This window comes from Pseudomonas sp. YeP6b (assembly GCF_025642995.1).
Lineage (GTDB): Bacteria > Pseudomonadota > Gammaproteobacteria > Pseudomonadales > Pseudomonadaceae > Aquipseudomonas.
This window is the reverse complement of the sequence record NZ_CP080090.1, coordinates 3,711,315-3,725,701: the sequence shown is the minus strand read 5'-3', so window position 1 is coordinate 3,725,701 and position 14,387 is coordinate 3,711,315. Positions and strand designations below refer to the sequence as shown.

Genomic DNA, 14,387 nt, shown 5'->3' with positions numbered 1-14,387 from the left:
ACCTTAATACCCTTTGAGGGTGAGTGACCGCAACCCAACTATGAAGGTGGCGATACGGGCGACTGACCTTGCCGACAAAAAGTATGGCTTCACGGTCGAGGCCGACGGCACGCTTAAAGTGCTCGATACCGCCAGCCAGCTCAGTCGTTCGGATACCCAGCGGCTTACGGATCTGCTGAACAACACCCTTGGCCTCAAAGCGGCTGCGGTGAATTATCGCGATGCCTCTATCGCCTGGTAGACGCCGATTCACCTTGGTCGGGCAGCTACATGGGCTACTAGAGCCTGACCAAGGAAAACTTTGCTAACACCATTGACCTGGCGCCCTTGTTCAAAGACACGCACACCATGGTTCCCGAAGAGTTCAGGAGCGCGACGTTTTACACGCTGTTGTCCGACAAAGGCCAGCGGGCCACGCGCGAGACGGAAGCCGCGATGCTTGAACGGCGGGCAGCGCAGGGGTTTGTTGCGCAGGCTTGATGGGCAGGTCAATCGGCCGATTGAGGTCTGTCGCGAAGGACGGCAACCAGCCAGAGGCAGGTTTTAACCGCCGAATGACGGCTAAGAAACCTGGTCACCTATCACGATGATAGATACGCCAAACGTTACGTCAGGTAGGCGGGTAACCTCAGCCAATGCCCGTAAAGGGGCCGGCAAGTCGACAAGGGTCAGTGGACTCATTGGACGGTATTGCAGCTCGTACCCCCTCAAGGCCCGGTGTGTAGCGCGATGAACGTCCGACCAGTCATAGGCAAAGAACCCACGCTTGGCAAATTCAACGAAAGCGTTTGCGCTGGGCATGGAGGTGGCCCGATCTACAGCGGACACCTGCGGCAATGAAAGCACCCATTCTTCTGAATTCTCGACGCTGGGAAGTGCGGAGTCAGGAATCGGCCCCGGACCACCCGTAGTGAAGAGCGCAACCTGCCCGAAGGCGTCAGAGGCGACCCATCCAAGATCTAAGTCATGAAGATCGAGCGGAGTCATCATTTGGACCTACTTTAGAAAAGGGGACTGGTTGATTTGCCCACACTACAGCAGCTGCCGTGTGGAGGGATGGGGTCATTGATCACCGCTTCATTCTATCCGGGCAATGGGTTGCCTGCTTTTAACCCAAGCGCTTGATAAAAATGCACGCGAGGGCGCTTTTCACTGGGGTTCCAACGCGTCCCACAAACCACTGTGCCCCATGGCTGCCATTAAGGTTGCGTAGTCTTCAAATTGACTGACATTCACATCAGCCTGGCGCTTCCACGTCGCGTCACATTCCTCGCACACCCACAGCAAGCGTTGCGTAGAGCGAACACGCATTGCTCGAACGTAACCTTGGCCGCATCGCTGGCACTCAATCAGCATGTCCATACTCTCTAACAGGATTTCGGTGCAGTCTAAACCGGTCCTTGAGCCTATTTTGTTTGTCGGATCTTTGAAAATGCGGCGTAGACCACCCTTGTGTTTCACGTGGTCTGACCCTTATTTCACTTATCTTGCAGCCGTTTTTTTTCAAGCGCTCTCAGTACCGCATTGATGTGCCAGGTTTCCGGCCCAATCGCAATAGCGCCGCTCGGGTCAGATTCCAGCTCAATGCCGGTTGCTATTCCTTCGATAGCAAGCAAGCGCTGGGCATGCTCAAGGTACCTTCGCGTACCTGTAAGCCAACGTCGACCTGTGCTCGACAGGAGCGCAAAGCTTTGCGGGTAAGAACACTGCAACTTCTGTCGCAGATTGATGACCGCCTCTTTACTTTCACGAGAGAAGACCGGGACCAATACGTAGCACTTACCAGCCGCTGCATGAACGTCGCGTTTGTCTTGCAGGTACTCGTCAACACTGAAACAGCTGGCTACCGTCTCATGCGATCCGGTTCTGACGTCGACCAGATGGGCATTCACGCCGACAAGGCAATACTCGAACTTGCCGTGCACCACATAGTCCTCGGTGTTACAGCGAATCACCCAGAAGTTGCCGTCCGAAGAAAGCTCACACGACTGAATGACGAATCGCTGCGCACGGCCATCTCTGATGGAACCTTTAAATAGCTCAAGGATGCTGGCGCTGGCTTGTTGTGCGGATACCATTTGTTGTGCTCAGGCTATAAGGAAATTGGCAAGAACAGGAACGACTCAGGTTGCCACGATTTTCTCTATCGTGGTCGACCATTCCGTCGTGCGCTCAGCGCCAGATTCAAAGGTGCGATGGCTTCCACGGTCCTCCACGAGGCTCATGGCTCGCGACAAAAGAAGGGATGGCCCTCGGCGTTCGGCCTCAGCATAAACAGCGTCCCAGCCCGTCATGGATAAAACCTCATCGTGCGTAAGAATTATGAGTTGCGAGGTAGGAAATACCTGCGCAGGATGGTAGTTGATTGCTATGACCAAGGAGAGAACGTTTGGCAACGCCCCCTATTGCTCACACCCTGCGCGCACTGTCTGAACTGGATTATTACGACTGCCGGTCAACCCTGCTGCCGGTTGAGGTCACGGCGCTTGAAGCTTGGAACATCGTGACGGCCGAGCCAGGATGGCTGTTTCAGCAGGCATTCCGAATCCGCGACGCGATTTGCGCGCTGTTTGGCGTGAAACGCATCGGTGGGTTCTCCGGCACTCGGCGAGAGCGTGTGCAGGTGGGCGAGCGGCTGGACTTTTTTCTGGTGGAGCACAGTGCCCCCGACAGGCTGGTGCTGACTGAGCGCGACCGCCATCTGGATGTGATGATTTGCCTGTCGATCAGCGAGCGTGTGGTTACGGTCACTTCATCGGTGGTCACCCATAACGCCTTTGGCCGTGTCTACATGGTGCCGGTCGGCCCGGTGCACAAGCTGATCGTCAACCGTGACCTGAGGCGACTGAAACGCAAGCTTGAAGGGTAGGGCAGTGGCTCATTTGCCGTTTTCAGCGGCTAAGTAATACGCCAGTCACGCATTGGCGTGGCCGTGGCCCATGCCATGTTCGGTTTTAAGCCAGGCCGGGCCTTTTGTTTTTGTGTCGTCGGTCATGCTGCAAACTCGCTTTTTTGCTCAGGTGTTTTTGTTCAGGTCATAACGGAACATAAGCCGACTATCTATCGCTTTTCGCCCCACCCAGCCATCTCAAATGAATGTCCTTCTTACCTGGGTATAAGCGTATGGTGGGTTAAACCCCTCAGATTAGGCATTCAACATGGACGGCAATTTAGGCGTGCGCTTAAAGGAAGAGCGCAAACGGCTCTTACTCTCCCAACACGACTTCGGTGCCCTCGGTGGCGTGGCCGAGAATGCACAAGGCCACTATGAGCGCGGTGAACGGCTGCCAAAATCCGATTACCTGATGGCTATCCGCAAGCGCGGGGTTGATGTGCTTTACCTGCTTAGCGGTGAGCGTTCGCTCATGAGTTCGGATGACCTCAGCGAGCAAGAGACGGAGATCCTCAACCAGTACCGTACGCTGCAGAAGCAGGATCGCGGTGCGATTGCACAGATCACTTCCTCACTGTCCAAAGACGCGTAGGGCTTTGGGGCGCGTCACTGATGAAACCTGCGCCCCAACGCATCCAACCTCGATCATCAGGCCTGCATCCAAAAGCAGTGCATCAGGCGGCGGCCGCCGATGGCGCGATAGAGTGCCGTCAGCACCATAGGCAGGCGGCGTGCCACGCGGGCCGCCTGGGGCGTGAAGCAGGTATTCGGTGTTTTTTAAGCTTCAGGGATGCCAAAACTTTATCGGCATCCCTGAGCGGGACGTTAAGAACGTCTATCCGAACGGATAGACGCAGCGCCAAGGCTGATTAGAAGTCGTACTTGGCGGTCAGCGCGTAGCTGCGTGGGTTGCCGTAGGTGTCGTTGGCGCCCCAGGTCGGGCTGGTGGCAATTGCCGAGTAGTAGGTGCGGTCGAAGATGTTGTTGACGTTGAGCTGCAGGTCCAAATGCTTGCTCACCCGGTAGCCCGCCATCACGTCCGCCACGGCATAGCTGCCTTGCTCCAGGCGATAGCTGCTTTTGTCAGCCAGGACGACGTCGTTATACATGCGGCTCTGCCAGTTCACGTTGCCACCGACGCGCAGTTTTTCCAGTGGGCCCTGGAAGCGATAGGACGAGGTGATCTTGAACAGGTGCTCGGGGGTGTCCGTGTCGAAGCGCTGGTTGTTGTTGGCGGCGTTGCTGTCCTTGATGTAGTGGGCGCGGGTGTAGGTGTAGCCGGCACCGACTTGCCAGTTTTCGGTGAGTGCGCCTTGCAGTTCCATGTCGACACCTTGGCTGCGTACCAGGCCGGAGGCTTCGTAGCAGGTAATGGTCGGGCATCCAGCTTGGCTTTCAGGCAGTGTGGCGCGGTTTTTCTGGTCGATACGGAACAGCGCCAGGCTGGCGTTAAGCGCGCCGTTGAAGTATTCGCCCTTGATACCGACTTCGTAGTTTTCGCCGACGATGGGGGTCAGGGGTTTGTCCGAGAAGTCCTTGTTGGACTGCGGGCTGAAGATGTCGGTGTAGCTGGCGTAGACGGAGTGGTGCTCGTCCAGGTCATAGATCACACCGGCGTAACGCGTCAGGTTTTTGGTGATCTTGTAGTCGCCGTCGCCTTGGCGGTCATCGTAGTCGTACCAGTCCAGACGCGCGCCGAGGATCACTTTGAGCGGGTCGGCCAGGTTGAGGCGAGTGGTCACGTAGACGCCGTCCTGGGTGGTGATGCTGTGCCCTTTGCCGTCGCGCACGAAGTCGGGTTTCGCGCCGTTAAGCGGATAATTGGTGTCGTAAGGGCTGTATTCCTTGGACGTGGCGTCGTAGATGCGTTTGCTGGTGCCGACCACCAATTCATGGGTACGACCGAAGGCATTGACCGGGCCGCTGGCAAACGTATCCAGCCCGTACTGTTTGTCATCCTGGTGCGATTGATAGGCGGTCCTCGCCAGTTCAGTTTTGTAGCGCGACTGGTAGCTGCCGGTGAATACGCCGTCGAGTTGTGATGACGAGCCGGCGACGTGGAGTTTCCAGCCGTTTTCGAAGCGGCGTTCGATGTCACCGAACACGGTGTCGATGGTCAGTTTCTTGTTTTCCCAGTCACTGCCGGGGTTGGTGGAGCGGGGCAGGTTCAGGTGATGGCCGTCGGTGCCGATGGGCAAGCCACCCCAGAAGAAATTAGTCTGGTCCTCCTGGCGCGAGAAGCCCAGGGTGGCGGTCGTGTCTTCGTTGAGGTCCGCTTCGGTGATGCCGTAGAACAGGCCGTGGTTGCTGTTTTCCTTATCGCGGAAGGTGTCCGCATCGCGATACGAACCCACCATACGGCCGCGCAAGGTGCCGCTGTCATTCAAGGCACTGGAGGCGTCGATTTCACCACGGTAGTCATCCCAGCTCCCGACCGCGCCCGTGAGCGACACTTGCGGCGTGGCCGTCGGCCGTTTACGCACGAAGTTGAGCGCCGCCGAAGGGTTGCCTGCGCCGGTGACCAGACCGGTAGCACCGCGAATCACCTCCACGCGGTCAAACATCGCGAGGTTAGGTTGCACGCTGTTGGCGTAGCCGGAATAGGCGCTTGGGATGCCATCGAACATCATGTTATCGATGTCGAAACCACGCGACTTATAGCTCTGTCGGCCGGGGCCGTCGGCTTGGCTGAGAAACAGGCCGGGGGTGTTCTTCACCACATCGTTGACACTGGTCATGGCTTGGTCGTCCATGCGCTGACGGGTAATCACCGTCACCGCTTGCGGCGTTTCGCGCAGGCTCAGCGGCAGTTTGGTCGCAGTCGCCATCGACCCCGTGGTGTAGGACTGGCTGCCCTCGGTGGTCGTACCGAGTGGTTGCTCAGTGTTGATCTGCGTCGCGCCCAACTCAACCACCGCTGGCGGCTGTTGCGCATCGGCGGCGAAGGCCGCTGGTGAGGTGGCGATACACACCGCCATCGCGATCAAATTGGGTGAAAAACGCTTGCTCACGTGTTGTTGCACAGACATGGACTGACTCTCCCCGAGCGCCGTCCCTGGCGAATAATAATGATGTTAAGAATTATTCGCATCAGTCTGGCAGATTGAAGCAGCGGGAAAAAGCCTTCGGCGAGAATTAGTTAACGAATTTTTCACATCTTGGGGGCGAGCGTTTTGCCATTCACGTTTGGAAGTGGGCGCGAACATCAGGTTTTACGCCCATCCCGAAGGGTGCCTGGGGTCAGCCGTAAAGCCCTGCCCACGTCCAGGTCCAGTCAAGACTCGACCCCACCACTTCCGCCAGCATGTGCAGCAAAATCGGCACCAGCAAGCCGCCGCTGGCAATTCTCGCCCAGGCGAATAGGCAGCCCAGCACGAAGATCAATGTCATCGTGGTCGAGCTGGCGTATTGGGTATGCAGGCTGGCGAACAGTGCGGACGTCACAATCACCGCGATCCACTTCCACGCCACGCTGCGCTCGTAGGGAAACAGGCGCAGCAGGTAGTGGCGCATCATCAGCTCTTCGGCAATCGGTGGAAGGATAATCAGCGAAGCCAATTTGATCAGGGTTTGCCACTGGGTCAGGCCGCTGTACATCTGCGCCATGAACGCTTCACGCGGCAACCCCAGTGCGCTGACGGCCAGCCCGCACAGCGCATACGCGGCAACCAAGGCAATCGCGCCCAGGCGTAATGGCTTGCGGATGTGGTCGCCATAAAACGTAGCGGCCAGGTCATGTCGGTGTTGCACCACGAACAACCCGGACAGCAGCAACCCGACGACGCCCATGTTGGTGACGAACATCAAGTAGGTCTGCATCGCTGGCGGCACCAGCAGCAGGCCGGGAATTGGCGCCAGCAGCATAATCAACGCCGCCAGGACGAACATCCCGAGGCGTCTGAAGAAGCGGAAGTTCGAAGGCGAGGTTGGGCGGAGGGTGGATTCCGAGGGGGCAATAACGTGCGTCACAGTCGCTCCATGCGTATGGGGAAAAAGGCATTTTGCCACTAAGTCACCTGGTTAACCTCACATGTCCTTGGTTATTGACGGTTCCCGGCTTGAGGGCTTTCCCGCCCGGGAATCGCCACCCGGCTCGTCGCCTTCACCTCACGCAACGCCAGGCTCGATTGGATCGATGCAATGCCTAACTGGCGTCGCAACACGTTCTCGACAAACTCACTGTAACTGTCCAGATCTTCGGCCAGCACCTGCAACAGATAGTCCGCATCGCCGGTGATTTTGTGGCAGGCCAGCACCTCGGGCAGCGTCTTGACCACCGCCTCGAAGGCATCCGGGGCATGGTCGGTGTGGATGGCGAAGCGCACATGCACGAACGCCATGATATCCAGCCCCAGCATCTTGCGATCGAGGTTGGCCTGGTAGTCCTTGATCACGCCTTCTTCTTCCAGGCGTTTACGTCGGCGCCAGCACGGCGTGAGGCTCAGGGACAGGCGCTCGCTGAGTTGCGCATTGGAAATACTCGCGTCTTCCTGCAGCAACGCGAGGATGGCGAGATCGGTGTCATCAAGAGCGACCTGCTTGGTTTTATTTTTCATAATGCGCCATCGCTGAGGTAAAAATTCCCGATAAACCTAACAGTGCGCGAACTAAAAGCAAAGAAAGCCCAGCAACCCCGGAACAAAATAGACCCTGTCTTTTACTGGCGGATGTTAAAAAATGCTGACTGTTTTTAGTGATGCCCACCGTTTGCACCATGGCACCGAATTGAAGGACGGTGTACTCAAACCCTCATTCGAACAACCGAGCCGCGCCGACACCGTGCGCGATCGCGTCCAGCACGTCGGGCTCGGCGATATCATCGTGCCGCGCACCTTTGACCGAGCGTGTTACGTCAACGCCCACAGCGAACGCTACGTGTCATTCCTCGAAACCGCCTGGGCGCAATGGTCTGCGATTGGTCGCAGCCATGACGCGCTGCCGCTGGTGTGGCCGGTGCGTGACCTGGCCAACCAACAGGTGCCGGACTTCATCGACGGCAAGTTGGGTTTCTTTGCCATGGACGCCGGTTCGCCGATCACGCCCACCACCTGGAATGCGGTCAAGACCAGCGCCGACATCGCGCTCACCGGCCTGGCCCTGATCGACGAAGGCCACAACAGCGCGTTCGCCTTGTGCCGGCCACCGGGCCACCACGCCGCCCGTGAATACATGGGCGGTTATTGCTACCTCAACAACGCGGCGATTGCCGCGCAGCAGGCCATCACCCAGGGCGCCCAGCGCGTGGCGGTGCTGGACGTGGATTTCCACCATGGCAACGGCACGCAGAATATTTTCTATCAACGCCCGGACGTGATGTTCATCTCCCTGCATGGCGAACCGGCGGTGTCTTATCCGTATTTTTCCGGGTTCAGCAGCGAGCGCGGCGAGGGTGCCGGGGAGGGCTTCAATCTGAATTACCCGCTGGCGAAAAACACCACCTGGGCCGCTTACAAAACCGCGTTGATCGACGCGTGCCAGCACCTGCGCGATTTCGCCCCCGAAGTGCTGGTGATTTCCCTGGGGGTCGACACCTTCAAGGACGACCCTATCAGCCATTTCCTTCTGGAGACCCAGGACTTCCTCGGCATGGGCGAGATCATCGCCAGCGTCGGCGCACCCACGCTGTTTGTGATGGAAGGCGGCTACATGGTCGATGAGATCGGCATCAATGCCGTCAACGTGCTGCACGGTTTCGAAAGCAAGACCGCCTGAACCCAAAAATAAAAACCGCTCACTTCTTTTCTGCCAAAACTCAAAAACATAACAAGAGGTTTTGTAATGAAAACAACCACGCCAGGGCTGACAGAAAAGCCTGCGTTGCAACGCACCCTGAGCAACCGCCACATCCAGTTGATGGCCATGGGCGGTGCGATCGGCACGGGCCTGTTCATGGGCTCGGGCAAGATCATCGCGCTCTCGGGCACCTCGATCATCCTGATCTACATGATCATCGGCCTCTTTGTGTATTTCGTGATGCGCGCCATGGGCGAGTTGCTGTTATCCAACCTCAACTTCAAGAGCTTTGCCGACTTTGCCGGTGCCTACCTGGGGCCGCGCGCGGCGTTTTTTCTCGACTGGTCGTACTGGCTGAGCTGGAGCGTGGCGGTGGTGGGGGATGCCGTGGTGGTGGGTGGGTTTTTCCAGTACTGGTTCCCCGGCGTACCGGCGTGGATGCCGGCCGTGGGCATGTTGCTCACGCTGTTCGCGTTGAACGTGCTCACGGTCCGTTTGTTTGGCGAGGTGGAATTCTGGTTTGCGATCATCAAGATCATCGCCGTGGTGACGCTGATCAGCGTGAGCCTGGTGTTGATTGCCAGTGCGTTTGTCTCGCCCACCGGCGTCACCGCCTCGTTAAGCCACTTGCTGGATAAACAGGCGGCGTTCCCCAACGGCGTGTTCGGGTTCTTCGCCGGTTTCCAGATGGCGATCTTCTCCTTCGCCGGCACCGAGCTGATCGGCACGGCGGCCGCTGAAACCCGCGCGCCAGAGAAGACCCTGCCCAAGGCAATCAACTCAATCCCGCTGCGCATTATCCTGTTCTACGTGCTGGCGCTGGCGTGCATCATCGCCGTGACGTCCTGGCAGCAGGTCTCGCCGAGCAAAAGCCCGTTTGTGGAACTGTTCCTGGTCGCCGGTTTTCCAGCGGCGGCGGGCATCGTCAATTTTGTGGTGCTGACGTCCGCCGCCTCGTCGGCCAACAGTGGCGTGTTTTCCGCCAGCCGCATGCTCTTCGGTTTGGCCGACCTGGGCGATGCGCCAGGCATTTTTCGGCGGCTGTCGAACAACAGCGTGCCGTTTATCAGCCTGGCCTTTACCACGCTGTTGATGTTGCTGGGCCTGGTGTTGCTGTTTGTGGTGCCGGAGGTGATGACGGCCTTCACCATCGTGTCCACCGTTTCGGCGATCCTGGTGATTTTTACCTGGTCGACTATCCTCGCGTCCTACATCGCCTACCGTAAAAAACGCCCGGATTTGCACGCACAATCACTCTATAAAATGCCCGGCGGCGTGCCGATGGCGTGGTTTTCCCTGACGTTTCTCGGCTTCGTGCTGTGCCTGCTCGCGTTACGGCCGGACACGCGACTGGCACTGTGTGTGATGCCCGCATGGTTTATCTGGCTAGGGATTGCCTACCAGTTGTCGCACGTTCGTAAACGCTTCATTGCACAGGTAGCCATGAACGCCAGTGCGCGCGACACGCAAGCCACGCACTGACCCGCTATGGCGTAAAGAGGGGAGCTAAAACCTTACAGGTGGTCCGCATAGACGATGGCCTTGGCAAACGCCGGCGGCGCTTCCTGCGGCAGGTTGCGGCCAATGCCGCTGCCTTCCAGGGTAATAGTCGGTACGCCGACGGCGGCATACGCCGCATCGAGCAGGCCGGCCTTGATGTGCTTGAGCGCGCCGAAGGGGGGTTAGGCTCTGACTGGCCGGCGTTTGCGGCTCGGGCATTTCAGCATGCGCCATGCCCAGCGCACCGAACTGCAACGGCGGTGTTTCAGCAAGTGCCCCGGGTTAAACGCTGCGTACACACTGCGATACATAAGCCTAGGCAAACACGATCTCATACGGCTCGCGCATGCGTTCCAGCAGGTCCTGGGCGAGCATGGGTGCCAACCCGATGGCCGGGTCGCCGACCAATTGGCTGGCGTACGCATGCACGGCGTGCAGTTTGCGCGCCACGCTCCAGGTGTCCAGGCGCACTTTGCGTGCACGCTGCCACGGGATCATCGCACCGTCGCGCGCGGGCGAGTGCCAGGCCCAAATGGGCAGCTCATAGAGCCGCGCGCCTACCAGGCTACAAGCCTTGGCAGTGGCACGGCCGACGGCGTCATGGTCGTCTTTGCCGTCGTTGCGCCAGGTGGTGAACACCACATCACCGGCTTGCAGGTAGCGCGCGATAAATTGGCTCATCGGCTGCTCACGGGCGGCCAAGGCATCGTCGCAAAAGCCACCACGAATCCACTTCAAACTATGCAGTGGCATACCCAGACGACGCAAAGCCTCGGCGCTCTCCTGTGGGCGAATCACACTCAGGCGGCTCGCCGGCCAGGCGTGGGAACCCGGATGGCTGGCGCTGCCGTCGGTGATTGAGATCAGCAGGAGCGGATGCTCCAGGGTGCTGAGCAGTTGCAGCAAGCCCCCGCAGGCCAGCACCTCGTCCCCCGGGTGCGGCGCGATAACGACGACGCGTGCGCCTCGGGGCACCAGAGAGGAGGGGCTGATAATGGGGATTTGCGCCAACTGCGGGGCGCTGTTCCAGATTTGCGCGGGGCCGCGACGGCCCTCGCTTAAGGCGGCGAGTTTCATGGGTGTCACATCCTTGTCGATTCGTGCTGGGCCGTTTCCCGAGAATGGGACGACGCTTTTTGTTGTACCGCAGGCTCCGCTGCGGTGAGGATGCTGCCATCCAACTGGGATGGCCAGCAAGGCTTGCTCAGCATAGTCAAGGATTCGGCACTTTTACATCTTGCAATCTCGTTTTTTTTAAGTGGTCTGCATCAGGCTCTTCAAGTAATCGCCGAAGCCGCCTTGGGCACGGCATTCCAGGCGTGCGCTGGTGATCACTTGCGGCGAATGGCTCCAGGCGATCGATGCGCCACAGCGTTCCAAGTTACGCACCAGTTGCACATCTTCTTGGCAGGCCAACGGCTCGAACCCTCCGGCCCGCACATAGGCACCGGCACTCACGCCCAAGTTGGCGCCGTGGATATGCCGATGGCCGTCGCGGGCCTGGTAGGCCTGGGTGTAGCGAATTTGCGCCGCTGGGTCAAAGCCTTCGCTCCAGGCGTCCACGGTCACGGTGCCGCACACTGCGTCGACACCCAATGCCAATTGCGCCACCAGCCAGTCGGGGGCCACGCGGCTGTCGGCGTCGGTGCAGGAGATCCAGCGCGCCCCTTGATTCAACAAATGCCGCGCACCGACGCCGCGTACATGCCCGACATTGCGTGCTTGCACGTGCAGGCTCTGCACCGGGTATGCCTGGGCAATCGCCGCACTGCCATCGCTGCAGCTGTCGAGCACCGCCAGAATTTCTACCGCCTCGCCCAGCAAACCAGGATGGCTGGCGGCAATCAATGCGGCTTTCAGGCATTCAGCCAGCAGCGCTTCTTCGTTATGCACCGGGATCAGAATGCCGATCATCGCAAGCCCTCTACGGACGCGACCGAGGCGCCGTCACGGCTCCACAGGTCGAGTAGAAAATCACGCTCGTGATGCTGCACCATAACCGGCATGCCCAGCCGTTGTTGCAACAGGGCATGCACTTGTTCGGCGGTTTGCGGGCAGCCCTCGATGGTTGGGCGCCAATGGCAGGCCAGCAGTTGCCCGTTTTCGGTCAACGAGGCGAGGGCGCGGTCAACCAAGCGATGCAAGTCCTCGGCGTCGAGGTAGTAGCACAGCTCGCTCAACACGATCAGTTCGAACGAGCCCGCCGGCCATTGCTCGGGCAGGCGGCTTTGCTGCACCTGGGCGTGGGGAAAGCCCAGTAACCGGGTTTTTGCCAGCACCACGGCAGCGGCGGCCGTGTCACAGCACACCAGCCGATCACAGCGCGGCGCCAGTTCAGCACTCAGTTCGCCATTGGCGCAGCCGGGTTCGAAGATCGACGCGTAGCGTGGCCGGGGCAGTACCGCCAGGGTCAAGGCGCGTTTGCGCTGCTCGTACCAGCGTTGTCGAAACGCCCAGGGATCGTCATTGCCGTCGAACAGCTGATCGAAATACGGCGTGGCAACACTCATACAAACACCACTTCAAAAGGTTGCAGCAAACGCTCCACCACATAAGGTGCGAGCACGGGCGGAAGGCCGATCTGCGGGTCGCCCTCCAGCTGGCTGGCGAAGGCGTGGATGGCGTGGCGTTTGCGCGCCACCGCCTCGGGTGTCAGCGGGATCTTGCGTGCGCGGTGCCACGGCACTTGGCTGTCTTCGGGCGTCGCCCAGTGCCAGGTCCATACCGGCAACTCATACAACGTCGCGCCCACCGCCTTGGCGGCTTTGGCACTGGCGCGGCCGACGGCTTCGTGGTCGCAATGACCGTCTTCGCGCCAGGTGGTGAACACCACGTCGGTGGGCTTTAGATAACGCTGGATGAACGCGCTCAATTGCTCCTCGCGCGCAGCCACTTGGCTGTCGGCGAAGCCCGCGCGCAGCCATTTCAAACTGTGCAGCGGCAAGCCGAGGCGATGCAGGGCCTGGGCCGATTCCTGCGGGCGCACCACGCTCAAGCGTTCCACCGGCCAACGCCTGGAGCCTGGGTGACTGGCGCTGCCGTCGGTCACGGAGATCAGCTGAATCGGCCGGCCAAGCATGGCCAAGCCTTGCAACAGGCCGCCACAACCGAGCACTTCATCGTCTGGATGAGGGGCAATGATCACCGCGCGATGGCCTTCGGGCACCAACTGCGCGACGCTTATTTCGGGCAGCTCGGCCATGTGCGACGACGTCTGCCACTGATGCAGCGGGGTACCTTGGCCGACGATCGGATTAGCTTTCATAGATGCCACCTCCGTGCGGAGTCTGCAGCGGCCAACTCGCCCAACGCCGCCAAGTCGCGTTCTGCATGACTTTGGCGCATATACACCGGCAAGTCGGCCATCAGTTGGGCAAAGTGCGGGTCCTTGCAATACGGCCCTGCACCGACCGCGCGACCGACATGGCGCATGACCTGCTCAACCGTATCTTCGACGCAGGCACGTGCCAGCTGGGCAAGCTGTCGCGCACAGGCCTGGGGTTCGCGGTCGATCTGTTCAGCACTGTCGCGTAACACACAAGCGGCGCTGTTGAGCACGCTGTCTACCGCGCCCAAATGGGCGAGCGCATGCGGTTCCGGGTGTTTCGCGCATTGCTCGCGCAGCACCTCGGCCAGGCGTTGTGCGCCGCCATACCAGCACGCGGCGATGCCGATTCCGCCTTGCCAGAAGCCTGGGCGTGACAAGTAATCCCCCGGGCCGCCGACCGCGATGCCGCGGGCGTCGTCGAACACCACCTCGACACTGCTCGTGGCAGCCATACCCACGGCATTCCAGCCTTCGTCAGTCACGCTGATGCCGGGTTGCTGCATGTCCACGGCGACCAGTTGCTGGCGATCCTCTTCGTCCCAGGCGGTCAGCAGCCCATGGGTGACTACCGCCGCGCCCGAACACCAGGCTTTACGCCCGTCGACGACCAACCGGTGGCCGTCGCGCTGCACGCGCACCTTGGCCGTGGGCGGCTCGGCGGCCCAGGTGCCCCAAACGCTGCCCAAAGGCGGCAAGGGGCTGTTGAGCTCAGCGATGATCGCCAAGGCATCGGTATGGCCTTCGAACAACTTGCACAGGCGCAAATCATGCCCGGCCACTTGCGCCAAACGGCTGAAGCGCTCCAGCGTCTGGCCGCTGCCGGGCAACGGCAGCTGGTCCAGGCCTTCCTCCTGAAGCGCCTTCAAGGCACTCCCCAAAGCCTGCGTGTGCGCATAGCTTCGAAAGCCTTGAAGGAATCCATGCAACGCCATT

Annotated in this window: 17 protein-coding genes; 6 read left to right on the top strand and 11 right to left on the bottom strand. The window is 59.8% G+C overall.

Annotated features, from left to right (window positions below):
- Positions 1-40 precede the first annotated feature (40 nt).
- Both KZH41_RS16690 and KZH41_RS16685 read left to right on the top strand, forming a co-directional pair.
- Positions 41-241, top strand: a complete 201-nt coding sequence (locus KZH41_RS16690) for a hypothetical protein (RefSeq protein WP_263273127.1) — start codon at positions 41-43, stop codon at positions 239-241.
- A gap of 86 nt (positions 242-327) precedes the next feature.
- Positions 328-480 carry a hypothetical protein gene (locus KZH41_RS16685; RefSeq protein WP_176462914.1) on the top strand — a complete coding sequence of 51 codons (153 nt, stop codon included), beginning with the start codon at positions 328-330 and terminating at the stop codon, positions 478-480.
- A 669-nt stretch (positions 481-1,149) separates the two neighbouring features.
- Here the strand turns inward: KZH41_RS16685 and KZH41_RS16680 are convergent.
- Together KZH41_RS16680 and KZH41_RS16675 are read right to left on the bottom strand one after the other, a co-directional pair.
- A complete protein-coding gene (locus KZH41_RS16680) occupies positions 1,150-1,311 on the bottom strand; it encodes a hypothetical protein (protein ID WP_263273125.1) in 162 nt (53 codons plus the stop codon).
- 167 nt (positions 1,312-1,478) lie between these two features.
- A complete protein-coding gene (locus KZH41_RS16675) occupies positions 1,479-2,078 on the bottom strand; it encodes a hypothetical protein (protein ID WP_242150044.1) in 600 nt (199 codons plus the stop codon).
- A gap of 311 nt (positions 2,079-2,389) precedes the next feature.
- On the opposite strand from KZH41_RS16675, the gene KZH41_RS16670 reads away from it, so the two are divergent.
- Positions 2,390-2,869: a DUF2867 domain-containing protein gene (locus KZH41_RS16670; protein ID WP_094950113.1), complete on the top strand. Its 480-nt coding sequence runs from the start codon at positions 2,390-2,392 to the stop codon at positions 2,867-2,869.
- A gap of 45 nt (positions 2,870-2,914) precedes the next feature.
- Here KZH41_RS16670 and KZH41_RS30490 read toward each other — a convergent pair whose 3' ends face one another.
- On the bottom strand, positions 2,915-2,995 hold the full coding sequence (locus KZH41_RS30490; RefSeq protein WP_263275114.1) for a DUF4287 domain-containing protein: 81 nt from the start codon (positions 2,993-2,995) through the stop codon (positions 2,915-2,917).
- A 163-nt stretch (positions 2,996-3,158) separates the two neighbouring features.
- Here KZH41_RS30490 and KZH41_RS16660 point away from each other — a divergent pair, with 163 nt between their 5' ends.
- On the top strand, positions 3,159-3,485 hold the full coding sequence (locus KZH41_RS16660) for a helix-turn-helix domain-containing protein (protein WP_094950111.1): 327 nt from the start codon (positions 3,159-3,161) through the stop codon (positions 3,483-3,485).
- Between the two features lie 277 nt (positions 3,486-3,762).
- Here KZH41_RS16660 and KZH41_RS16655 read toward each other — a convergent pair whose 3' ends face one another.
- The 3 genes from KZH41_RS16655 to KZH41_RS16645 all read right to left on the bottom strand — a co-directional run bounded on the left by KZH41_RS16655 (position 3,763) and on the right by KZH41_RS16645 (position 7,449).
- A complete protein-coding gene (locus KZH41_RS16655) occupies positions 3,763-5,922 on the bottom strand; it encodes a TonB-dependent siderophore receptor (RefSeq protein WP_242150039.1) in 2,160 nt (719 codons plus the stop codon).
- A 211-nt stretch (positions 5,923-6,133) separates the two neighbouring features.
- On the bottom strand, positions 6,134-6,862 hold the full coding sequence (locus KZH41_RS16650) for a CPBP family intramembrane glutamic endopeptidase (protein ID WP_256589241.1): 729 nt from the start codon (positions 6,860-6,862) through the stop codon (positions 6,134-6,136).
- Positions 6,863-6,933: 71 nt separating this feature from the next.
- Positions 6,934-7,449: an Lrp/AsnC family transcriptional regulator gene (locus KZH41_RS16645; protein WP_094950108.1), complete on the bottom strand. Its 516-nt coding sequence runs from the start codon at positions 7,447-7,449 to the stop codon at positions 6,934-6,936.
- Between the two features lie 121 nt (positions 7,450-7,570).
- Here KZH41_RS16645 and KZH41_RS16640 point away from each other — a divergent pair, with 121 nt between their 5' ends.
- Positions 7,571-8,605, top strand: a complete 1,035-nt coding sequence (locus KZH41_RS16640; RefSeq protein WP_263273122.1) for a histone deacetylase family protein — start codon at positions 7,571-7,573, stop codon at positions 8,603-8,605.
- Between the two features lie 66 nt (positions 8,606-8,671).
- Positions 8,672-10,108, top strand: coding sequence for an amino acid permease (locus KZH41_RS16635; protein ID WP_263273121.1), 1,437 nt, complete (start codon positions 8,672-8,674; stop codon positions 10,106-10,108).
- 333 nt (positions 10,109-10,441) lie between these two features.
- Here KZH41_RS16635 and KZH41_RS16625 read toward each other — a convergent pair whose 3' ends face one another.
- From KZH41_RS16625 to KZH41_RS16605, 5 genes are all read right to left on the bottom strand, one after another.
- Positions 10,442-11,203 (bottom strand): PIG-L deacetylase family protein, encoded by a 762-nt coding sequence (locus KZH41_RS16625; protein ID WP_094950105.1) that lies wholly within the window; start codon positions 11,201-11,203, stop codon positions 10,442-10,444.
- 177 nt (positions 11,204-11,380) lie between these two features.
- A complete protein-coding gene (locus KZH41_RS16620; protein ID WP_263273118.1) occupies positions 11,381-12,040 on the bottom strand; it encodes a glycosyltransferase in 660 nt (219 codons plus the stop codon).
- Entirely contained in the window at positions 12,037-12,636 is a 600-nt protein-coding gene (locus KZH41_RS16615; RefSeq protein ID WP_263273117.1) for a nodulation S family protein, read from the bottom strand. The genes KZH41_RS16620 and KZH41_RS16615 overlap by 4 nt, the downstream gene beginning before the upstream one ends.
- Positions 12,633-13,391, bottom strand: a complete 759-nt coding sequence (locus tag KZH41_RS16610; protein ID WP_263273115.1) for a PIG-L deacetylase family protein — start codon at positions 13,389-13,391, stop codon at positions 12,633-12,635. The genes KZH41_RS16615 and KZH41_RS16610 overlap by 4 nt, the downstream gene beginning before the upstream one ends.
- A complete protein-coding gene (locus KZH41_RS16605; protein ID WP_263273113.1) occupies positions 13,388-14,386 on the bottom strand; it encodes an acyl-CoA dehydrogenase family protein in 999 nt (332 codons plus the stop codon). Before KZH41_RS16605 ends, KZH41_RS16610 begins: the two co-directional genes overlap by 4 nt.
- Between the last annotated feature and the right edge of the window lies 1 nt (position 14,387).